The sequence below is a fragment of the Burkholderia sp. MSMB617WGS genome, assembly GCF_001532025.2.
In the GTDB taxonomy this organism is placed as follows: Bacteria; Pseudomonadota; Gammaproteobacteria; order Burkholderiales; family Burkholderiaceae; genus Burkholderia; species Burkholderia savannae.
In genome coordinates this window covers 388,628-410,696 of the sequence record NZ_CP013458.1, presented here as the reverse complement: position 1 = coordinate 410,696, position 22,069 = coordinate 388,628, and the positions used below count along the sequence as shown (strand labels likewise).

General features: G+C 66.0%; 14 protein-coding genes. All 14 read left to right on the top strand.

Going from position 1 to position 22,069, the window contains the following annotated elements; all coding sequences use genetic code 11:
• Nucleotides 1–516: 516 nt before the first annotated feature.
• The 14 genes from WT60_RS21840 to WT60_RS21760 all read left to right on the top strand — a co-directional run bounded on the left by WT60_RS21840 (nt 517) and on the right by WT60_RS21760 (nt 22,012).
• On the top strand, nt 517–2,439 hold the full coding sequence (locus WT60_RS21840) for a collagen-like triple helix repeat-containing protein (RefSeq protein WP_100185364.1): 1,923 nt from the start codon (nt 517–519) through the stop codon (nt 2,437–2,439).
• A gap of 89 nt (nt 2,440–2,528) precedes the next feature.
• Nucleotides 2,529–3,812: an isoprenylcysteine carboxylmethyltransferase family protein gene (locus tag WT60_RS21835; protein WP_059576521.1), complete on the top strand. Its 1,284-nt coding sequence runs from the start codon at nt 2,529–2,531 to the stop codon at nt 3,810–3,812.
• 712 nt (nt 3,813–4,524) lie between these two features.
• Nucleotides 4,525–5,868, top strand: a complete 1,344-nt coding sequence (locus tag WT60_RS21825; protein ID WP_060356097.1) for a hypothetical protein — start codon at nt 4,525–4,527, stop codon at nt 5,866–5,868.
• 31 nt (nt 5,869–5,899) lie between these two features.
• The gene (locus tag WT60_RS21820) at nt 5,900–7,228 is read left to right on the top strand and encodes a cellulase family glycosylhydrolase (protein ID WP_038746339.1); all 1,329 of its coding nucleotides are present in this window, start codon (nt 5,900–5,902) and stop codon (nt 7,226–7,228) included.
• Nucleotides 7,229–7,334: 106 nt separating this feature from the next.
• Nucleotides 7,335–9,698 (top strand): GNVR domain-containing protein, encoded by a 2,364-nt coding sequence (locus tag WT60_RS21815; RefSeq protein ID WP_038746245.1) that lies wholly within the window; start codon nt 7,335–7,337, stop codon nt 9,696–9,698.
• Nucleotides 9,699–10,195: 497 nt separating this feature from the next.
• Nucleotides 10,196–11,368, top strand: coding sequence for a beta-glucosidase (locus tag WT60_RS21805; protein WP_060356098.1), 1,173 nt, complete (start codon nt 10,196–10,198; stop codon nt 11,366–11,368).
• Nucleotides 11,369–11,645: 277 nt separating this feature from the next.
• The gene (locus tag WT60_RS21800) at nt 11,646–12,011 is read left to right on the top strand and encodes a hypothetical protein (RefSeq protein WP_059576531.1); all 366 of its coding nucleotides are present in this window, start codon (nt 11,646–11,648) and stop codon (nt 12,009–12,011) included.
• A 318-nt stretch (nt 12,012–12,329) separates the two neighbouring features.
• The gene (locus tag WT60_RS21795; RefSeq protein ID WP_038746235.1) at nt 12,330–12,599 is read left to right on the top strand and encodes a metal/formaldehyde-sensitive transcriptional repressor; all 270 of its coding nucleotides are present in this window, start codon (nt 12,330–12,332) and stop codon (nt 12,597–12,599) included.
• 12 nt (nt 12,600–12,611) lie between these two features.
• The gene (gene dmeF, locus WT60_RS21790; RefSeq protein ID WP_038746232.1) at nt 12,612–13,907 is read left to right on the top strand and encodes a CDF family Co(II)/Ni(II) efflux transporter DmeF; all 1,296 of its coding nucleotides are present in this window, start codon (nt 12,612–12,614) and stop codon (nt 13,905–13,907) included.
• 841 nt (nt 13,908–14,748) lie between these two features.
• On the top strand, nt 14,749–15,801 hold the full coding sequence (locus tag WT60_RS21780; RefSeq protein ID WP_038746226.1) for a deoxyribonuclease II family protein: 1,053 nt from the start codon (nt 14,749–14,751) through the stop codon (nt 15,799–15,801).
• A 66-nt stretch (nt 15,802–15,867) separates the two neighbouring features.
• Nucleotides 15,868–18,810: a GTPase gene (locus tag WT60_RS21775; RefSeq protein WP_060356099.1), complete on the top strand. Its 2,943-nt coding sequence runs from the start codon at nt 15,868–15,870 to the stop codon at nt 18,808–18,810.
• Entirely contained in the window at nt 18,807–19,589 is a 783-nt protein-coding gene (locus tag WT60_RS21770) for a hypothetical protein (RefSeq protein WP_059642068.1), read from the top strand. The genes WT60_RS21775 and WT60_RS21770 overlap by 4 nt, the downstream gene beginning before the upstream one ends.
• The gene (locus WT60_RS21765) at nt 19,586–20,389 is read left to right on the top strand and encodes a hypothetical protein (RefSeq protein ID WP_060356100.1); all 804 of its coding nucleotides are present in this window, start codon (nt 19,586–19,588) and stop codon (nt 20,387–20,389) included. Before WT60_RS21770 ends, WT60_RS21765 begins: the two co-directional genes overlap by 4 nt.
• On the top strand, nt 20,390–22,012 hold the full coding sequence (locus WT60_RS21760; RefSeq protein ID WP_059671424.1) for a metallophosphoesterase: 1,623 nt from the start codon (nt 20,390–20,392) through the stop codon (nt 22,010–22,012). It begins immediately after the preceding gene.
• The last annotated feature ends 57 nt before the right edge of the window (nt 22,013–22,069 follow it).

The following is a 22,069-nucleotide window of genomic DNA, read 5'->3' as shown; positions in this document are numbered from 1 at the left end:
TCGAGTGCGCGTCACTGCGGCTTGCTTGCCGCGAGGGGTCGGTTCATTCGGGCGCTCGGGTCAGCGGCCGATCGAACTCGCGGACAGCGCCGCCGCGCAGGCGGAAGACGAATCGATACTGACCGGCCGGTCGGAACGCCTCCCTCACTCTCCTTTTCGAATCGGGTCGTTTTCGATCGATATCGCAACGCCTGCGATCGATTCAGGCCTGCACGGATGCCGCCGTCACGCGATGCCGTCTTACCTCACGCGTACGCTTCGGCCCCGTGTTCCGTGTTCCGTGTTCCGTGTTCCGTGTTCCGAGCGCAGTCCGTTACGCCGCCCGGAACGTCACGTAGCAAGACGGGAGCAGCGCGGCCACACCCTCGCAGAAAATCCAAATTTCCCCATCGATCTCGAACGATTAATCGATGATTTGATATTTTTTATACATTAACGAAGGGAGATTCTACGAAGTAATCAATGGTACGAAAATTGCATCGAAGGCTGTCATCAAAGTTTATCTGGGAGCCTGTCATGCAAAAACTGTTCAATAAATCGGCCATCGCAATCAGTATTTCCACACTTCTCGCGCTTTCGGGCTGCGGATCGGTCGACGGTCCGTCGCTGTCGTCCGGCGGCGTCAAGCCGGCCACCATCGGCACTTCGGGGACTTCGGGGACTTCGGGGACTTCGGGGACTTCGGGCACGTCCGGCACCTCGGGTTCTGGCGGCACGTCCGGGTCGTCGGGTACTTCGGGTACTTCGGGCACTTCAGGCACTTCGGGTACTTCGGGCACTTCGGGCACTTCGGGCACTTCGGGTACTTCCGGTACTTCCGGTACTTCGGGTACTTCGGGTACTTCCGGTACTTCGGGTACTTCGGGTACTTCGGGTACTTCGGGTACTTCGGGTACTTCGGGTACTTCGGGTACTTCGGGTACTTCGGGTACTTCGGGTACTTCGGGTACTTCCGGTACTTCCGGTACTTCCGGTACTTCCGGTACTTCCGGTACTTCCGGTACTTCCGGTACTTCCGGTACTTCCGGTACTTCCGGTACTTCCGGTACTTCCGGTACTTCCGGTACTTCCGGTACTTCCGGTACTTCGGGTACTTCGGGTACTTCGGGTACTTCCGGTACTTCGGGTACTTCGGGTACTTCCGGTACTTCGGGTACTTCCGGTACTTCGGGTACTTCCGGTACTTCGGGTACTTCGGGTACTTCGGGCACCTCGGGCACTTCCGGTACTTCCGGCACCGCCTCCTCCCCGCTCGGCAACATCCTCGCGCAGACCGGCAACCTGATCACCGCGACGGGCAACGTCGTCTCCGCCACCGGCAACCAGATCTCCGGCACGTCGGTGCCTGGCGTGAACAGCGCGACGACCACGAACCTCGGCAACGCCGTCAGTTCGCTCGGCAACGGCGTCCAGACGCTCGGCAACGGCACCGCCGCCGGCCTCGGCACGCTCGGCACGTCGACGAACCCGCTCGGCCCGACGCTCACGTCGACGTCCGGCGTCGTGTCGAACGTCGGCAATGCCGTTTCGTCGCTCGGCGGCGTCGTGACGAGCATCGGCACCGGCCCCCTCGCGCCGCTCGCGCCCGTCACGTCGCCGCTCGGCGGCGCGGTCGGCACGCTCGGCAGCACCGTCACGCAGGTCGGTTCCGGCCTGAACAGCGTGCTCACGAGCGCGCCCGTCCAGCAACTCGAAACCGGCGTCAGCGCGGTCATCAACCCGATCACGAACGCCGTCTCGGGCACGACGCAAACGATCGGCACCGTCACCGGCCTCGGCGCGCCCGTCAACAATCTGCTGACCACCGTCGGCGGCGGGCTGAACGCGGCCGGCGCGAAGGTGTCGGGCTCGACGAACAACCAGGTGGTCCAGGCGGTCGGCGGCGTCGTCAGCCAGTTGGGCAACACGGTCTCGAGCGTCGGCGGCCTGCTGACGGGCGGCACGACCAATCCGCTCGCGCCGATCACGGGCGCGCTGTCGGGTGGCACGACGAACCCGCTCGCGCCGATCACGAGCGCGCTGTCGGGCGGCACGACGAACCCGCTTGCACCGATCACGAGCGCGCTGTCGGGCGGCACGACGAACCCGCTTGCGCCGATCACGAGCGCGCTGTCGGGCGGCACGACGAACCCGCTTGCCCCCGTCACCGGCCTGCTCGGCGGCGCGTCGGGCTCGACGAGCGGCAACGCGACAACGGGCCTCAACGCCGTGCTGGCACCCGTCACGAACCTCGTCGGCTCGCTGGCCACCGGCGTGAGCGGCACCGTCGCGACGACGTCGCCCGCCCCGAGCACCGGCTCGACGACGACCGCGCCCGCCACGGGCGTCGTCGGCAGCCTGACCGGCACCACGACCGCGAGCGGCTCGTCGACGACGAATCTGCTCGCGCCCGTGACCAACCTGATCGGCGGCCTGCTCGGCGGCGTCACCGGCAAGTAAGCGCGGGCGAGCCGAACGGCGTGGCGGCCGGGACCAACCAATCCAAACACCCGGCCGCCCGCCGTCCATGTCATGACACGGGGGATGACATGCAATCCACTCTCGACAGCGTCGCGAACGCACAAGAACGGCCGCCGCGCTCGGCGACGCCATTTTCGATCGGCCTCGCCGGCATCGCGGCGGGGCTCGTCACGCTGTGGGCGTCGCGCGGCGCGGCCGCGCTGACGGGCACCGAACGCAGCCTGCTCGCGTGCGCGGCGATCATCGCGACAATCGGCGCGTATGAACTCTTCGTCGCGCGCGTCCATCTGCGCCCGAGCGCCGGTCTCGCGAACCGCGCGCTGCGGCCGCTCAGCATCGCGCGCGTGTCGCTGCGGCTCGCCGCGCTCGCGTCGGTCTACGCGGGCATCGCACTCGTCTACTGGCTGCTGCCCGAATATCACGGCGCGTTCTACCAGCCGTTCTGGTCGCTCGTCGGCACGCTCGCGCCGTACGTCGCGCTCGCCGCACCGTTCTATTTCGGCTGGATGGACCGCCGCCAGCGCGACGTCGACGACGCCTATCTATGCTGGGCCCGATGGCTGTTGCGGGGGCAGCGCCCGGCCGACTGGCGGCCGATTCGCGAGATGCTCGCCGGCTGGGCCGTGAAGGCGTTCTTCCTGCCGCTGATGGTCGTCTATCTGTCGACCGACGCGGATCGCATCGGCGCGTCGTTCGCCAGCGCCGCGAGCGCGCCGTTCTCGCTCGCGACGTTCCGCTTCATGTACGACCTGTCGTACACGATGGATCTGATGTTCGGCGCGGTCGGCTACCTGTGCACGTTCCGACTTCTCGACAGCCACGTGCGCAGCGTCGAGCCGACGACGCTTGGCTGGCTCGCCGCGCTGATCTGCTACCAGCCGTTCTGGTCGCTGATCGGAAACAACTACATCCACTACGAAGGCTCGATGTTCTGGGACAACTGGCTGCTGTCCGCGCCCGCGATCCGCTTCGCGTGGGGCGTCGTCATCGTCGCGCTGCTGCTCTGCTATGCGTTGTCGACGATCTCGTTCGGACTGCGTTTCTCGAATCTGACGAATCGCGGCATCATCACCTCGGGCCCGTATCGCTTCACGAAGCATCCGGCGTATCTCGCGAAGAACCTGTCGTACTGGATGATCTCGGTGCCGTTCGTCGAGCCGCTCGGCTGGCGTCTCGCGATCATGCATTCGGCCGCGCTCGTCGCGGTGAACCTGCTGTACTGGCTGCGCGCGAAGACCGAGGAACGGCATCTGATGCGCGATCCGGAATATCGTGCGTACGCCGAATGGATCGCGCGGCACGGACTGTTCGCGAAGCTCGGGCGGATGGTCGGATGGGAACGGCACGCGTAGCGCGAACGCGCGGCGATCGAAGCGCCGCGAGCGTCGATGCACATTCGGCATGCCGTCGTGCGCATGACGGGGCGCCGCGCGATCGATCCCGCATGAACGCACGTCCATCGCGCAAGCGGCGAGCGATGCTGCGCCGCGTGCCCGATCGATTCGGCCGCCGAAGCACGCAAGGCCATTTCGAGATTGCGCATCGGAAGAACCGGCGAGCTCACATTCCCTGACATTCGCGCGACGACCTCGAGCAACAGCGCCGACTCCGCGCAAGAGCGCGCCCGCCGATCCTCCGGCGCCGCTTGCGCACCTGCCTTCGGCGCACGGCCGCCGACGCCCCCGCAGCGGCCGCATCGTTTCACGCAGCCTTCCGCCAAGCGCGCGCCGCGTGCCATTGCCTTCCCCTATTTTTTACCGCCGCCCGCGCCGATTCCTCGCTTTTCATCCCATCTGCGTAGTGTGGGCTGTCGTACTTTCCCCGCCGGGCGGCGACGCTATCCTTCGACGCAGATGCATGGCTCGCACGTCGATCCATGTCCGACGCCACGGCCCGACGGCCGCGGCTCCTCCCGCCAACCCGGCCGTCGTAACGACGGCTGGCCGCGCGAACGCGTCTACGGGCGCGCGGCTGGAGTGAATCAGACGAATTGAGCCGAGACCGCCGTTTTGCGGCATCGCTCGCTGATTAAAGGCGGTGCCCGCAACCGTTCGAGACTCGACGATGCCAGCCCGCAGCCCCCGGCGGTTCGATCCGCAGCCCGACTCGCCATTCGACCATTACGCACCGATGCAACGTATCTCGACGATACACAGACTCTGGGCGGCGACGTTCGTCATCGCAGTCGCGAGCGACGTGCTGTCCGGCGCGATCCGCTACTACACGTCGCTCGCCGGCGTCGCAGCGCTCGGCTATCTGCCGAAAGCGCTGATGGTCGCGTGCCTCGGGCTCGCGATCGTCCAGCGGCCGAAGGCGAGCCACGTGCTGATCGCCGCGTATCTGGCGGCGCAGACGTGCGTGTCGCTCGCGAACGGCGTCAGCCTGAGCGCGGTCGGCTTCTGGATCTGGACGATCGCGCCGATGCTGTTCGCGCTCGTCATGCCGCTCGAGGCACTCGACGAGCTCGAGTCGCGGCGGATGCTCCGCGCGTTCGTCGCGCTCGCGCTGCTGTGCATCGGCGGCGTGCTGCTCAATTACTTCGTGAAGCTGCCGTGGGTCGGAGGCAGCGTCGACATCGGCGGCGTCAGCGTGCAGCTCGCGAAGTCGTCGTATGTCGGCACGTCGTCGCGGCTGCCCGGCTTCGGCCGAAGCAGCGCGACGACCGGCCTGATGATCGGACTGCTGACGACCTGGGTGTTTCCGCGCCTGCGCTCGCGGCTCGCGCTCGCCGCGCTGCTCGCGCTGGCGGCCGTCGGCATCTGGGCGACGACGAACAAGACGACGCTCGTCGCGCTCGCGCTCGTCGTCGCACTGCATTTCATGCTGCGCACGCGTTCGCTGCGCACGGCCTGCATCTGGACGACCGCGATCACGATCGCGCTGCCGATCGCCGGCTGGCTCGTCACGCTCGCGAGCACGCAGGACGTCGGCAGCTCGGGCTCGCTGTCCTCGATGCAGGACCGCTTCATCAACACGTGGCCGCTGCTGATCGAAGGGCTGCTGCGCGAGCACCTGATCTGGTTCGGCATCGGGCCCGGCGGATTCGGCTCGGCGGTCGGCTACTACACGGCCGACTTCGGCTTCAACGTCGGCTACGCGGACAACATGGCGCTCTACACCGTCGCGAATTTCGGTGTGATCGGTGCGGCGCTGCTCGTCGCCGCATTCGTGCGCTTCGTCCTCGCGCAACCGGCGAACGATCGGCCCGTCTGGTTGATGTTGTGCTTCCTGCTCGTGAGCGGCGTGACGACGGACATCTGCGAAACGATCGGCTGCCTGCTGTTCCTCGGCGTCACGCTGCGCTCGATCGGTCTGCGCGCGCCGCAGCGCGCGCACGTCGCCAGCGCGCGCATCGCGCTCGAACGGCTGCGATACGACACCGGCGTGATCGCGCCGAACGCGCGCTGAAGCCGCCATGCGCCGCGAAGGAAACGACGACATGAAGAACTGCACGCCCAACCCGCGCCGCCGGCTGCTCGTCGCGCTCGCCGGCGCGGCACTCGGGGCGCCTCGCCTCGCCGGCGCCGCGCGCACCGTCGCGCTGGACGCCGCCTATGCGAACGCCGACGCGAAGCGCGCATACGTCGACTTGCCGGGCTTCGTCGCATCGCGCGACAACACGGGCATCGCGGTGCACGCGATCGGCGACATGAAGCTGCTCGACGCAGTCAAGGACGCCGGCTTCTCGTTCGTCCGGGCCGACCTGTTCTGGGAAGCAGTGGACACACCGCACGGCTGGGACTTCTCGAAATACGACGCGCTCGTCGCCGATCTGTCCGAGCGCGGACTCGGCGCGCTGTTCATTCTCGGCGGCATGCATCGCGTGCACAGCCCGAACCAGCCGCCGACGACGCCCGCTCAGCTCGCCGCGTTCCGCCGGTACGTGTTCAAGGCCGCGCAGCGCTACAAGGGCAAGCCGGTGCGCTTCGAGGTGTGGAACGAGCAGGACCACAAGACCTACTGGCTCGGCGAGCCGTCTCCGGCCGCTTACCGCAACGTGCTGAAGCAGGCGTTGCAAGCGGTGAAGGCCGCGAATCCCGATGCGATCGTCGCGACGGGCGGCGTGCAGCAAGTCAACCGCACGTTCATCCGCGCGGTCGGCGACATCGCCAGCGCAGCGCAGCCCGCGCCCGACGCCGTCAGCGTGCATCCGTACCGGCAAACCGAACCGGAAACGGTGTTCGCCGACTACGCCGCGCTGCGGCGCGACCTGTCGTCGTATCGGACGCGGCAGCAGATCTGGGCGACCGAATGGGCGTACCCGGCCTACGGCTACAACTACGTCGCCGATATCGGCGACGGCCATTCGAGCGTCGCACGCGCGCGGCAGGCGAAGTACGCGGTGCGGCTGCTGCTCGCGAACTGGATTTCGCAGATCGGGCTCACGTCGTACTACGACATTCGCGACGACGGCCGCGATCGCAAGAACATGGAGCACAACTTCGGACTCCTCGACGCCGACAACGGGAAGCTGCCCGCGTACGTCGCGGTTCGCCAACTCTTCTCGTTCACCGGGGATGCCGAACGCGCTCAGTATTTTCTGGATTCGGACGCGCGCTACGTGGTGCTGAAGCTGACCGCCGCGCGCGCGACGAAGTATGTGGTCTGGTGCTACGGCGACGGCAACGCGATCGGCGTCGACCTGTCGCGGCTGCCCGCCGGTGCCGCCGTGACCGACATGTACGGCACCGGGCTCGATGCCGGCAACCGCAGGCGACTCGACGTTCCGGAAACGCGAGGGCCGATATTCATCACGATCGGAGCATGAGCGTCGCGCCCGGCTCCGCCTTCGCGCCGAGCCGGGCACGCGCTCGATGAAGAGGATTGACTCAGAGGATTGCGGCGGCCTTCGCCGCATATCACGGGAAATAACGATGGATCTGAAAGCACAACCCATTTCGGCGGCTCCGCACGCCAAGAGAAACGACGGGCTCGCGAGCCTGTGGTGGAGCGTCGCTCGGCATCGCACGCTATTCGCGGCGATCGTCGTCGTGTTCTTCGCGCTCGGCCTGCTGTACGCGCTCGTCGCCACGCCGCAATATCGCGCCGAAGCGCTGCTGCGGATTCAAACGAAGCCCGGATCGTCGATCAGCGCGCTGTCGGACGTGTCCGGCACGATCTCGAACGGCCCGTCCGCGAACGACGAGAGCGAGGTGCTGACGTCGCGCGCGATCGTCGGCGCGGCGATCGAACAGATCGGCGCAAACCTCGAGATCCGCACGCTCGACTATTTCCCGCTCATCGGCCGTCTGCTCGCTTCCGGCCACGCGAGCGACGACGAGCTCGCGTCGCCGTTCCTCGGACTGTCCGGCTTCGCATGGGGCGGCGAAAAGCTGAAGCTCGGCGAGCTCTCGCTGCCCGACGCCGCGCTCGGCAAGAAATTCCGGCTCGTCGCGGGTGAAAACGGCCAATGGGCGCTCTACGACAAAAGCGATCGCCTGCTCGCACGCGGCGCGGTCGGCCAGACCGTGCCGTTCGCCGTCGCCGCGGACGGCGAGCGCGCACAGGCGGGACAGATTCGCGTCGACACGCTGCGCGCGCGCGCCGGCATCGCGTTCTCGATCGTCAAGGAGCCGACGCAGCTCGTCTACGACGACGTGATGAAGAAAATGAAGACCGTCGTGGCGAATCGCGATTCGACGCTCGAAGAGCCGTCGATGATGAAGCTCATCTACCAGGCCGACACGCCGCAGCGCGTGCAGGAAATGGTGAACGCGATCGTGCGCGTCTATCTGGATCAGGACATCAAATATCGCGCGGAGAAGGCGCAGCGCAATCTCGACTCGCTGCACGCGCGCCTGCCCGGCCTCAAGAAGGACCTCGAGAAAGCCGAGGACGCGCTGAACCGCTACCGCACCACGACGGGCACGATCGACGTCGACCAGCAAGGCATCGCGCTCATCAACCGGCTGAACTCGCTGTCCGAGCATCAAACCGTGCTGCAACTCGCGCTCGACAACGTGAAGGCGCGCTTCCTGCCGGGCAGCACGACCTATCAGACCGTGCAGACGCAGCTCGATCAGGTGAAGAAGGAAATTCAGCAGACGACCACGGCGGCCAACCGGTTGCCGACCGCGCAACGCGAATTCGTTCGCCTGTCGCGGCAGGTATCGGTCGCGACGCAGCTTTACACGAGCGTGCTGACCAACGCGCAGCAGCTCGAGATCGCCGTGGCGAGCACGACGCCGGGCGTGAGCGTCGTCGATTGGGCAAGCAAGCCGTACAAGAAGGCATGGCCGCAGCGCGGCATCATCATTCTCGGCGCGCTGCTGGGCGGGCTGTTCGCGGGCCTCGCCGCGGCGTATCTGCTTGCGCGCCATCGCGATGAGCTGAACGGTCCGCAATCGATCGCGGACGTGTCGGACATCCCCTGCGTCGCGGTCATCGCACCGTCGCCGGCCGCGCTCGCGCAGCGCGACGACAGGGCCGGCAGCTCACGCGCGGCGGTAAAGCCGCTTGCCGCGCAATATCCGAACGACCCGGGCATCGAGGCGCTGCGCGCGCTGCGCACGAGCCTGCGCGCAGCGCTTGCGCACGACGGCCGCGGCGGCGGCAAGGTGCTCGCGTTCGCGGGCCCGACCGCGGGCGTCGGCAGCAGCTTCGTCGCATCGAATCTCGCGTATCTGTTCGCCGACGCGAACGCGTCGGTGCTGTTCGTCGACGCGGACATGCGCGGCGGTTCGCACAACCCGCTCGGCGTGGGCCGCAACGGCGGCAGCATCGGTCTCGCGAACGTGCTCGAAGGCGGCCAGCCGCTCGACAAGGCGATCGTCAAGCTCGGCAAGAGCAAACTGTCCGTGATGACGCCCGGTACGCTCACGGGATCGAATCCGGGCGAACTGCTCGAGCGCGCCGAGTTCTCGCAGTTGCTGGCGACGCTGCGCACGCGCTACGACTTCGTGATCGTCGACGCGCCCCCCGTGCTCCCGTTCAGCGATGCGCTTTCGATCGCCGCGCAGGATTGCGACGCAGTGCTGATCGTGTCGCGCGGCAGGACGACACGCGCGGCCGAACTCGAAACGGCGCTGCAGCGCCTCGACAGCGTCGGCGCGAAAATCGCCGGCCACATTTTCAATGCATACGTCGCGCCGCCGCGCCCGCCCCGCACGTCGCTGCGGGACGGGTGGCGCGACGTCGCCGAGCGTTGGACCAAGCCTCGACGCCCCGCCCGACCAGCTCAGGCGAAGCAGACGTTCAGGTTGGCGAAAGGAGCCGTCGCGAAAGCCTCTCGAAACTGAAGGCAGAGGCTCCGATCAGATCGGATTCCGAATCGATTCGATACGAAGAAGTAATCGCACCTAAAACCGGAGGTTTCCGCACCTCCGGTTTTTTATTGGCTCAAGCGTTTAAATCTTTGCTACGGCGCCGACGATCGTTTCATGAATCGATCATGAATCATGCAAGAACCTCAGTAGACAAAACATTCGATCGATTTCTTTCTCCCGTGCGTATCGGGCATGAACCGAGACCATGCACGATGGCGGCAAAGGCCCGCCACACAAGCGTTCCACGTATTTCACGCCAGTCGCGCCCGCCGATTCCCATCACGTCACGAACGCTCGCCGAGCCCAACGCCGAGTAGGCAAAAGCCGCCCCGAGCCCACTATTTATCTCTCCAACGTGAATATTCAACGAGATCACTGCTCAATTTTGAGATAGGTTTATCTCAATTTAACCTAAAATAGAGATTTCCCCTTCCGGAGATCCCACCATGAAACGCCTAGCTGCGGTCGCCATGAGCGTGACACAATCCATTAGTATTCCTATCCATTACCCTGCGGCGAGAGCCGCATTGCTCGCGCTGCTGCTCTCCGCTTGCGGCGGCGGCGGCGATCAGGCCAAGGTCAACGCCGCCGCACCGACGAGTAACGTCGTCGCACCGGCTTCCAGTTCGCCGTCGACATCTTCGTCCGGCACGGCCGCGCCCGCATCCGGCGCGTCGTCGCCCTCGAACACCGCTTCGGCATTGCCGTTTTTCGGCGTGAACGGACATTACGTAGACGGCGGCGTCTACGCGTCGGTCCCGCTCGCCACTCAGGCGGCCCATCTTGCCGGGCTCGGCATGAGCGTTTATCGGCAAGACGTGTACATCCCGGCTCACATCGACACGCTCGCGTCGACGGTCATCCCCGGCCTCGGCTCCAACGTCACGGTCCTGCCGATGATCCAGGCGCACCCCTGGGCCGATCCCTCGCTGAACGGGCAGCAGCCGACCGAAGCGAGCGCCTATGCGTACGCCTACAAGCTTTCCGTCTACGCGGCGAAGAAGCTGGCCGGCATCCCGATGGTGGAATTCGGCAACGAGTACGACATCGACAGCCACAACGCGCCGATCCAGGGCGACGGCATCAATGTTTCGGATTACGACAATTCGACCTTTCCCATTTGGCGCGGCGCGCTGAGAGGCGCGCTCGACGGCTGGCGCTCGGTCGACACGAATCGCACGACTAAGCTGATCGCGAACGCGACGTCGGGCGCACTGCATTTCGGCTTCCTCGACGGCCTGATGACGGGCACGCAACCCGACGGCACGACCGGACACCCGAAGCTCACGCCCGACGTGATCCAGTGGCACTGGTATTCGAACGGCGGCGACCTCGAAAACGCACTCGGCAAAACCGGCCGATACAACGTGCTCGCGCGGCTGAAGGACCGCTACAACTTGCCGATCGTCGTCACCGAGATCGGCGTGAACACGGACAACTCGGACGCGCAGATCGCGGCCTACATCGCGAAGACGATTCCCGAGCTGGCCGCCGCGAAAGCGACGTACAACGTCATCGGCTTCGACTGGTACGAACTCTATGACGACCGCAGCGGCGCTTACGGATTGCTGACGAACAGCGCACAGGAAAAGCCGCGCTACGGGCTCATGAAAACGGCAATTGCCGGCGCCGTTCCGAACTGATCGGCGACCGCGCGGCGCCGATCGCGTCGGGAAAACGCGGCACGCTTGTAACCAACCGGTAACGCGTGCTTCCGCTTTGCACGAACGCGGCCCGACTCGTCCGCGCACGCGTTTGCAATCGGATTGTGCAGGCCGCTCGTGCGGCTTTCGCCCGCGCGCGCCGTTGCGCCGCAACGGAGTTACCGCAGCGGTTACCTTTGATTACAACGCCGCCGTTGCACGGCAAATGCGGTTCGTACAATGCAATTGCCCAAACAACGTTTAGGAAGAGACAAAAATGAAAGGTAATCGTTTGGTCGCGCTGACTGCTACGGGTCTGTTCATCTTGATGTCGTCGGCCGCGCACGCGGCGGGCGGCGGTGCCGGTGGCGGCGGCCACGGCGGCGGCATGGGCGGCATGGGTGGTGCCGGCGGCAATTCGGGCGGCATGTCGGCGGGCCATATGAGCAGTTCCGGCATGACGAACACGAACGGCTTCAAGTCCGGCGACCGCGACAAGGGCCTCTCCCGCGCAGCGGATCGCTCGGATACGCAGGCCGATCGCGCGAGCACGCAAACGTCGCGCTCTCACGCGCGCCATGCGTCGACCCATATGAACCACCACCATGTGGGCAAGCACGTGGCCGTCGGCAAGACAAGCTGATCGATCCATCTCGACGAACGAAGTCGACGACAAGGGCGCCATCGGCGCCCTTGTCGTTTTCCGCGCGACACCGTGCGTCCGCGCGCCGCCAGGCACGCGACGATTCATCCCTCTTACATCGACGCGAAGAAGCAATCGTGCGGCGCATCGGCGCCGCACCGGCAGCGATCGCCCGCGCATGATCCGCGGCAAGGCGAGCCGTCCGCGCTCGGCGTAGCGTCGCCTGCAGCTCGCGGCGTCGGAATGCCGCATACCCCTCCCCACTATACAAATTCGCACATTGATATATACTCCCCCCCGGTATTTAGGGGAGAGGCGATGAGCCATACCATTCGAGAGAAACAGAAGCTCCTGAACCGCGTTCGCCGCATCAAGGGGCAGGTCGAAGCGATCGAGCGCGCGCTCGAGGAAGAATGCGGCTGCAACGAGGTGCTGCAGCGGATCACGAGTTGCCGCGGTGCGATGAACGGCCTGCTGGCCGTCGTGCTCGAGGACCACATTCGCACGCATCTCGTCGACGCGGCCGACGACCACGAAGGCAGCGCGACCGAGCAGTTGATCGACGTGGTTCACAGCTACTTCAAATAATCGGAGCGATCGATGAGCGAATTCGAAAACGTCGCGTTCGGCGCAGGGCACGACCACATCTTCCTCGGCGCGGCGCACGAGCAGAACGAACGCAGAACCTGGACCGTCATCGCGCTGTGCTCGGCGATGATGATCGCGGAGATCGTCGGCGGCACGCTGTTCGGCTCGCTCGCGCTCGTCGCCGACGGCCTGCACATGTCCACCCACGCGGGCGCGATGCTGATCGCGGCGCTCGCGTACACCTATGCACGCCGGCACGCCAACGACCCGCGCTTCGTGTTCGGCACGGGCAAGCTCGGCGACCTGGCCGGCTTCACGAGCGCAATCGTGCTCGCGATGATCGCGCTGTTCATTGCGTACGAAGCAGTCGCGCGTTTTCTGTCGCCCGTGCCGATCCATTTCGACGAAGCGATTCCGATCGCCGTGCTCGGCCTGCTCGTGAATCTCGCAAGCGTGTGGCTGCTGAGCGGCGATCACCATGGGCACGGCCACGGGCATGGCCATCATCACGGGCATGGACACGGACACGACGGCCATCACGATCACGAAGACGAAGCGCAGACGATCTCCACGCGCGCAGGCGCCTTCATCGTGTCGATCTTCGAGGACGGCGTGCCGCCGGTATTCCGCATCGCGCCCGCGGCGGCGAGCCAGCCGGCAATCGGCGACGCGCCTGCAACGATCACGACGATCCGCTCCGACGGGACGCGGCAGACGTTCGGGCTGGCGAACCGCGGCGCCTATCTGGAATCGACCGACACGATCCCGGAGCCGCACGCGTTCACCGCCATCGTGAGCTTGCACGGCGGCGAGCATTCGCTCGCGTTCGTCGAGCACGACCACGAGCATCATCACGAACACGGCGGCTCGAGCGACGCCACGGCGCGCGACCACAACATCCGGTCCGCGTATATCCACGTGATCGCGGACGCGGCGGTTTCGGTGCTCGCAATCGTCGGGCTCGTGCTCGCGCGCGCTTTCGGCTGGATGTGGATGGACCCGCTCGCGGGCATCGTCGGCGCGCTCGTGATCGCGAACTGGTCGTACGGCCTCATGCGCGACACCGGCCGCATCCTGCTCGACGTCAACCCGGACGCTCGCCTCGCCGCCAACGTGCGCAGCTCGATCGAAAATGGCGGCGATCGCGTCACCGATCTGCATGTCTGGCGTCTCGGCCCCGGCCACATGAGCGCGGTGGTGTCCGTCGCGACGGGCGATCCCGCACGCGACTCGGGCTTCTATCATCAGTTGTTGAAGCGCTTCAAGAGTCTGTCGCACGTAACCGTCGAGGTACACGGCCGCGCCTGACGCGAAAGTGAAACGAATCACATCGTCGTTGACGACGGCGTCGTCGAATCGCCGCGTTGCCCGGTTCGACGAATGCATGCAGCGCCGTCGCGACCGCCGTGACCCAAGCCCGCGGTCAAACGTATCGGCGCATGACAGCCGTGTTTCCGCGCAATCGCCCGCTCGAGCCGCGATCGCCGCGCTCGAGCGCGTGAAATGCTTAACTCAGAACGCGTGACGCTTGCGCGAACGCTGTTGTCTCGTATCGACGTCGCCATCCGGCCGGTTACGCAACGCGAAGCGCCTTTCCCGCGCTTCAGCCGATCGAGCCTCCGATCGGACCTCCCTCCACCGCAATCCCCATCCCGCACGACAAACCCCGCGCCGATCCGTAATCGCAACGCGTCCGGAATTGGCTTACCGTTTTCGTCGGAGTGTTCTATGCTAAGACCACAAGAACCCGCAACTTCCGAAGCCGTGCCGCTTCGGTCGCCAACGAACGGGTTCGGGCGCAAAGACAACGGATAGCAATAAACGGAGGGGACCTCTATGCGCACCAGTCGATTCGTCCACTAGCCTATTCGCACTCCTACTCATTGATCGTCGACGCCGACGGTTCGCGGAGCGAGCCGACGGGCGCCGTCGCGCGCACGCACGCCTGGGTTCGGCGGCGCGTGCGCGCGACGCACATTCGCCTGTTGCCCGCGAAGGTCTTTTCGCGCCCGCGCAAAGCGATAGTCTGCCGGCTGCGAGTGCCACGCAACCGGCGCAGGCAAGCCTTCGACGACAAGATATAGACGCCTCGCACGAACGGGCGTCGTTCGCCGCGCATGCGGCGCCATTCAGCAACCGGGGACATCAGATGGCTATCTCGCCGCGCGACGAACTGAATCGATCCGTCGATCTATGGTTCGCCTACAAAGTTCCGAAGCTGGTCAAGGATGCCGAGAGCGAAAGCGCGACCGGCTACGAATACGTCTACTACGATCGTCAAGTCGGCGCGGTGCAGAAATCGCCGAATCTGATGAAGGACTCGAAGGGCGCGCTGTTCTACACGCTCGACGCGATCTTCGGCGATCCGGGCGGCACGACGGGCTGGATACTCTACAACGACGAAATGCCCGCTGACGCCGATCGCTCGAACAACGCGACGCTCGGCCATACGAAGGGCGTCATCGCATTCGATGTCGCGTCGAACTCCGCATTGTGGCTGCTGCATTCGTGGCCGAAATATGCCAGCCCGTCGGAACCGGGCGTGCCGACGCCGCTGTATGGACAGACCTTCCTGTGCGTGAGCCTCGATCTCGCGACGGCGGGCAAGATCGCCGCGCAGATGGCGCTGCATCAGCAGCCGCAGGTCTATCTGCCGCGCACCGGCGGACTCGATCGCTCGAGCCCGCTGTATGCGCTGACGCAGCCGCTCACCGCGTCCGCGCCCGCGGATTCCGACGCGCTCGATTTCAAGACCCGCGGCGGCGTGCCGTTCAAGGTGATCGCGAAGAACCGCAAGTGGAACAAGGATTTCTGGAACGACCTCGTCGGCCCGACGCTGAAGGCCGACATGTACGTGGAGACGTGGATTCGAGGCGAGATCCCGCCCGTCCTCGATTCCGACGGCATCCACAAGACTTACGACATCAAATTCATCGATCTGCGCAAGCTCGGCGCGCCGTGGGCATGGCCCGAAACGCAGGACCACGCGAAATGGGGCATCACGACGACCGACAACTGGGTGTGCGTCGGCGACATCAACCGAATGGTGTCGCAGGAAAAACGCGGCGGCGGCACGATCGCATTCCAAGATCCGAAGCTATGGAAAGCGCTGTCCGAAACCGATCTGATCGTGCCGCCGCCCGGCAAGACAGAAGCGCAGGCACGCGAGCTGATCCGCAAAACACATGAATCGGCCGAATAGCGCAGCATCCTTCGCATAACAAAACGTCGACGCTCACGCGTCCCCACATCGCCCTGGAGCCTTGCCATGAATGCGCAACTACCCGAAAGCGCGCTCTTGCCGCTCGTCACGCGCCACACCGACATCTCCGCCGCCGCGCCGCTGCGCGGCACGACGACGCTGCCGCCCGTCGCATGGGACACGATCGGCCAAACCAAGCCCGTGCGCATCGCGCCCGGCACGCGCGCCCCCGATGATCCGCTGCCGCGCGCCGACATCGTCGTGATCACGTGGACGAGCGCCGAGTGGTTCGCGCTCGACCGCGTGTTCGTCAACAGCGACCGCACCGGTGATTACAACGACTACGCGTGGAAGCAGGCATGGCTTCCGTATACGCGAGGGGCATCGTCGTATGCGGCGGACTCGAAATCGGGCACGCTCTGGGGGCTCTTTCAGATGGTGCGAGTCGTCGATCGCTCCGGGCGCCCATGGAACGTGCTGCTGTTCAAGTCGAATGCGCATCTCGCGCATTCTCCCTGGCTCGACGGCTTGTCCGCGATGATCCGATGCATCGTCGAAGATGCTCGCCCCGACCGCATCTACACGATCGGCACCGCAGGCGGCGCGCGCCGCGATCAGCGCCTCGGCGACACGGTCGTCGCGAACGCCGCGCTGCTCGAGCTGCAACGCCCGCAGAACACGACGAGCCCCGATGGCGGCAACATGTATCGCTGCCCGACCTGGTATCCGTCGACCGCGCTCGTCGGCGAAGTCGAGCGCACGTTGCTGTTCAGGATGAGCGAGGTCGTGACGCCGCAGTCGCTCGCCGCGCTCTTCGACGAGCTGAAGGCTCGCCACCCCGACGATCCCGGCCTCGGCGAGCTTACGCTGTCGGATCTCGTCAACGACGCGATCCGGCCGGAATGTCTGAACGCGCCGGCAATTCGGCCGTTGAAGGATGCGCCGCTCCTGACGACGGACTTCTACTACATCGCGGAAGGCAACGATGCGCGCGCATACTCATGCCTCGAAATGGACGATGCGATCATCGCCCAGCAGGCGAACCGGCTCGGCGTGCGATTCGCGTGCGTGCGCAACATTTCGGACCCGATCGTCCGGCGACGCACCGACCGGGGCACGCCGATCTCCGACGCCGTGCGCGCCGACTGGTCCGGTCTCATCTACTCGACGTTCGGACTGCAAACGAGCTACAACGGCGCGCTCGCGACGTGGGCGACGATAGCCGGCGAAGGCAGCGCAACCTACAACCCGAGCCGCGACTACAAGCCCGTCGACGAAAAGGACCCGCTCGAGGTGCAGCTCGCATTCCAGGTGCGCTCGTGCGGCACGTGCTCGTTCTTCTGGCCCGCTGACCTGAAGAAGCGCGCGTACGGCCCGTACACGGCATTCGATTTCGACGTCACCGTGCCCTATCCAGCGAGCGCGAACGGCAAGAGCGGCGCGGCGCGCTGGATCAACGGCCGCACGCGTCCGCCGGCGTTTCCGAACGGCGAAGTGATCGACGGCTGCCGCAAGGCGCCCATCATGACGATCGGCATCAATCCGAATCTGACCGCCTTCCTGCCGGGCCAGACGGGCGCCGCGTGGTGCTATCCGGATTTCTCTTCCGACGGCGACACCGATGCGTGGGCCAAATACGCGTGGTACTACCGTTATCGCACCGTCTATCAGGAGAAGCTCGATCTCGATTTCGTGCGGCGCTTCATGCTGCCGGAAGGACGCGTGATCGCGCCGCGCGGCGGCGAGGTAACGGGCGCGGCGCGCGTCGACGACAGTCCCGCGTGGTCGATCACGGTGCGCTACGATGGCGACGCCGCCGACACGAAGGTCGCGATCCCCGGCGAGCCGGGCGATTTCCCCTACGTACTCCTCTTCGATACTTACAAGCCGCACAACCGCTTCGCCGCGGGCGACGTGCTCGCCGCCCGCGTATCGGTGCCGGAAGGCATCCAGATCGAGGTGTTGCAGCAGCCGCAAAGCTACTACCTGCAGTTCGTGCCCGTGCTCGAAAAATTCGAGCGCACGCTGCACGGCGACGGCCACCCGGCCGCCTCGCTGCGCGTCGGCGAGGACGTGTGCCAACTCGACATGGTCGCGTGCGCGTCTCCACATTGGAAACCGGGATTTCTCGGCGGCAGCGACGCCAGCGTCGCGAACATCGTCGACAACTGCGTGAGCCGCAACGCATGGGCGATCAAGCAGATGGTGCAGACGCGGCCCGCCGTGCTCTACATCGTCAGCCAATCGAGCTGGAACATGTTCCATGCGGCGTTCGGCGCGCACGTGCGGCGCAATCCGCCGCTGTCGACGCATCCCGCCGACAAGGATTACACGCTGCTGAAGGAAACCAGCGACCCCGCGCACCCGGCCTATGTCGAATTCGACGTGACGATCGACGGCACGCGCTACTTCAGCCGCACACGCCTCGTCATCACGCCGCACTTCTCGTACAACAGCTTCTTCCTGCAGCAATACCGGATGAGCGCCGTCGAATGGCAGGCGTTCAGCGCGACGCAACCGCAATGCGCCGCGGCGCTCACGCCGCAGAACGGCTTCACGCTCGTGCTGCCGACGCAGGAATATCCGGACGATTACGTCGCGATCCAACTGCCCGCCGACGCCGATGCGGCGAACGCGGCGCGCGCGTGGCTCGCGAGCCAGTTCCCCGACGCGTATCGCACGCTCTGCGCCTATTTCGTCGACGCGCACGCGGCGATGGCGTCGGTGCTCGACGAGCTCTACGCGCAACGCGCGCTCACGTGGCACGACGCCGACGGCGGCGGCTATCTGTCGCGCACCGAAGGTTCCTGCCGGTTCTGCGTGAATCGCCACTGGCAGTTCCCGAACGAATGCCGCTACGACAAGACACGCGAGTCTCCGCCGCCCGCCGGATTTCTCGCCAAAGTCGCGCAACACCTCGTCGCCACCGGCAAGCCCGCCTTGCCGGCCGCCGCGCCCGCGAGCGCCGAAGCCGGCGCGCCGGCCGCCCCAACCGGAGCCATGCAATGAACACGCCCGATTTGCCGCAAGACATGCGCGTCGCCCCCGATTCGGTGCGGGTATGGCGAGGCTTCCGGTTGCCGTCGCTCGGCCTCGATCAATTCATGAGCAAGCTCGGCACCGTATTCGTGCCGGCCACCGTGAAGATGCAGATCGACGCGGGCCTGCGCGCGTACGCGCCGACGGTGCCGGCGGGCCTGCCCGGCAAGCCCGCGTCGGTGCCGGATGAAACCGCGATCCTGTTCTGGGCATCGCCCGCGACGTACTGGAACGGCTTCACGCGGCTCGCGGTGCGCACGTACACGCTGACGCACAACGGCGTTTATCTGACGCAGGACAACCAGAGCCGCGCCGATTTTCCGGTCCGTTTCGACGGCACGCTCGCCGTCGACCAGCCCGTCTATCTGTACGACGAGCCCGCCGACTGGATGCACGGCGCGATCCGCCATCTCGTCGCGGCGCGGCCGTCCACCGTCGACGCCGTGTCGTTCCGCTCGGCCGTCGCCAAAGCGCTCGCCGATATTCAGAAGAACGTACCGCTTGCCGGCGCGCTCGCGTGCACGGGCAACGACTACGTCGTCTACTGGGAGCTCGGCCCCGTCGCGGCCGGCGCGGCCCTGGCACCGACCGGCGTGCCGCGCCTGCAGGCCGTGCTGACCGACTGGAAGGAAACCTTCGCGCCCGCGCCCACATTCCTGCCGATCGGGCTCTGGGACGAATGGGCCGGCATGGACGTGCGCGCGGGAAGCAGCTTCAACATGCAATTCGAACGTGAGGGCAACCGATGAACACGCCGCAGGAATCCTTCCCGGTCGCGCCGAACGCCGTCTACGTGTGGCGCGGCTTCCGGTCGCCCGCGCTCGACTACGAGCATTTCGCGCAGTTTCTCGGCAGCGTGTTCGTGCCGGCCTGCGTGCTGCTGCAGCCGCCCGTCGGCCTGCGCGCGTATCTGCCGACGATGATTCCGCAAGCCGGCAAGCCGCCCGCCGTTCCGGACCAGACCGCGCTGATGTTCTGGGCGACGCCTTCGTCGCACGATCGCGCGACGAAGGCGATCGCGGCGCGCATCTATCAGAACCTGCACGGCGACGCCTACGACATGACGCGCAGCAAGCTGCCCGAAGTGCCCGTCGCGATCGATCCGCATGCCGATGCGCTCGTCGCCGAGCAGCCCTACTTCCTCATCGATCGGCCCACTGACTGGATGTTCGGCAGCTCGAAGCATTTCGTCGGCGCGCGTCGCGCGAATACGCGGCCAACCGATTTACTCGCGGCCGTGCAGGTGTGGGCCACTTCCTTTCAGGCCGAGCCGCCGGACGGCGTCGACGGCGCGCTCGTGTGCTGCGGCGACGACTACGTCGCCGCATGGATACACAGCGCGTCTCCACATCCGCGTCCGTGTCCGGAGCTCGATCGGCTTGCGGCGCTGACGACGCCCGTGCTGCGGATGGCGCCGCGCCCGCTCGCATTGCCGGCCGGCTTGTGGGACGACTGGCCGGGCCTCGATCTCACGCGCGACACGTGCATCAATCTGCAATTCCCTCGGCCGCGCACGTCCCGCGCGGCGCCGCGCGCGCCGGAGGCATGAATGGTCCCGATCGAACATTTCGAGGTTCCGCATCTGGCGCTGTGGAAGTCGTGCGTCGCCGAAGTGCTCGCGCATGCGCTCCGTCTCGAGCATCGCGCGTCAGCCGGCATCGACGCCGATCATCCGCTGATGCGCGCGACCGACCGCTACTGCCGCGCGATGCTCGAAAACCGGCCGCTCGATCCGCCTCCCGCCGACAGCAACGACGAAGAGGCGGTGCAAACCTATCTGTCGTATCTGCATCATCGCCGCGCGCACGCGAACATCGCCGGCGATGCGCAGATCGAGCGCGACGTCGAGCATCAGACGCAGCAGTACAAATTCGGCAATCCGCTATGGCAGCAGATGTACGTCCAGTATTTCAAGTACTACTGGCAATATCCGTATCACAAAGGCAGCGAACCGCAGTACCGCTCGTGGCAGGCCGCCGACGCCGGCAAGGGCGACCTGCGCTACGGCGTGATCGAATGGAAGCTGCCGGCGCGCGCGCGAATCGCGATCGTCGGCGACATCGGCACCGGCACCGACGTCGCGGCAGCCGTGCTCGTCGCCGCGCTGAAGTTCTCGCCGGATGCAATCCTGCATCTCGGCGACGTCTATTTCTCCGGCACGCGCTTCGAAACCGAGCACCGGTTGATCGGCCTCGTGCGCGACGTGCTGCGCAGCGACAAACGACGCGTGCCGTTCTTCACGGTGCCGGGCAATCACGAATACTTCACGGGCGCCGTATCGTTCCTGCACGCGCTCGATTCGGGCGAACTCGTCGACGGCCCCGCGCAACGGCAGCAGGCAAGCTATTTCTGCCTGCGCACCGAGGACGACGGCTGGCAATTCCTCGGCCTCGACACGGGCTACCACGGGCACTACATGAACGTCGCGGCATCGGCGCAGCAAGCGACGCTCGAGCGGCTGCACATCGGCAAGATCGAGACGGCGGCCGCCGGCGCAAGCCCGCACTGGCCCACCGACAGGAATCCGTACTTCCGCCTCGCGTCGCTCGCCGATCATCCGCCTCGCGACACCACGTCGCCCGTCGATCAGGTGACCGTTCGCACCGACGAAGCCGTCTGGCATCTCGACAAGCTGACGAACTTCTCCGGCCGCTCGATCCTGCTGTCGCATCATCAGCTGTATTCGGCGCTGGACGTGTGCGGAATCGCGCAACGTCGCGAAGCGTCCGGGACGCCCGATTCATCCGATTTCAATCGCGAATGGGTGAACACGGGACTATGGCGGCAATTCGGTCCGACGTTCGGCGATCGCGTGGCCGCGTGGATCTGGGGCCACGAGCACAACCTCGGCATCTTCGCGGATGCATACCGTCCGGCAGACTGGCCGACCGAAGGCGACGACGCGGCGCACATCTTCAAGACGCTGCCGAAAGGCCGCTGCGCGGGGCACAGCGCGATACCCGTGCAGGCGAGCGAAGCGCCTTACGCGCAAAAGTACCCGGTTCCGCTGAAGCAAGCGGACCTGCAGCTCGACCTGACCGACGACTGGTACAACCGCGGCTTCCAGATTCTCGAGCTCGCCGGCGCGGGCAAGCCCGCCCGGCTCAGCTATTTCCAGATCGCGGGGGCGGACCCGACGCCGCTGCCGCTGTTCGTCGAACCGATCTCATGATTCGCCGGCGCTGCCGGGACGCCGTTCCCGTCTGGCCGAGCAACCGTTCGACCGTTC

Excerpts from the sequence above, each read along its gene's own strand:
- WT60_RS21820 (WP_038746339.1), top strand. The coding sequence starts at position 5,900 with ATGAAGAACTGCACGCCCAACCCGCGCCGCCGGCTGCTCGTCGCGCTC.
- WT60_RS21805 (WP_060356098.1), top strand. The coding sequence starts at position 10,196 with ATGAGCGTGACACAATCCATTAGTATTCCTATCCATTACCCTGCGGCG.
- WT60_RS21825 (WP_060356097.1), top strand. The coding sequence starts at position 4,525 with ATGCCAGCCCGCAGCCCCCGGCGGTTCGATCCGCAGCCCGACTCGCCA.
- WT60_RS21770 (WP_059642068.1), top strand. The coding sequence starts at position 18,807 with ATGAACACGCCCGATTTGCCGCAAGACATGCGCGTCGCCCCCGATTCG.
- WT60_RS21760 (WP_059671424.1), top strand. The coding sequence starts at position 20,390 with ATGGTCCCGATCGAACATTTCGAGGTTCCGCATCTGGCGCTGTGGAAG.
- WT60_RS21840 (WP_100185364.1), top strand. The coding sequence starts at position 517 with ATGCAAAAACTGTTCAATAAATCGGCCATCGCAATCAGTATTTCCACA.
- WT60_RS21795 (WP_038746235.1), top strand. The coding sequence starts at position 12,330 with ATGAGCCATACCATTCGAGAGAAACAGAAGCTCCTGAACCGCGTTCGC.
- WT60_RS21765 (WP_060356100.1), top strand. The coding sequence starts at position 19,586 with ATGAACACGCCGCAGGAATCCTTCCCGGTCGCGCCGAACGCCGTCTAC.
- WT60_RS21800 (WP_059576531.1), top strand. The coding sequence starts at position 11,646 with ATGAAAGGTAATCGTTTGGTCGCGCTGACTGCTACGGGTCTGTTCATC.
- WT60_RS21835 (WP_059576521.1), top strand. The coding sequence starts at position 2,529 with ATGCAATCCACTCTCGACAGCGTCGCGAACGCACAAGAACGGCCGCCG.
- WT60_RS21780 (WP_038746226.1), top strand. The coding sequence starts at position 14,749 with ATGGCTATCTCGCCGCGCGACGAACTGAATCGATCCGTCGATCTATGG.
- WT60_RS21815 (WP_038746245.1), top strand. The coding sequence starts at position 7,335 with ATGGATCTGAAAGCACAACCCATTTCGGCGGCTCCGCACGCCAAGAGA.
- WT60_RS21775 (WP_060356099.1), top strand. The coding sequence starts at position 15,868 with ATGAATGCGCAACTACCCGAAAGCGCGCTCTTGCCGCTCGTCACGCGC.
- dmeF (WP_038746232.1), top strand. The coding sequence starts at position 12,612 with ATGAGCGAATTCGAAAACGTCGCGTTCGGCGCAGGGCACGACCACATC.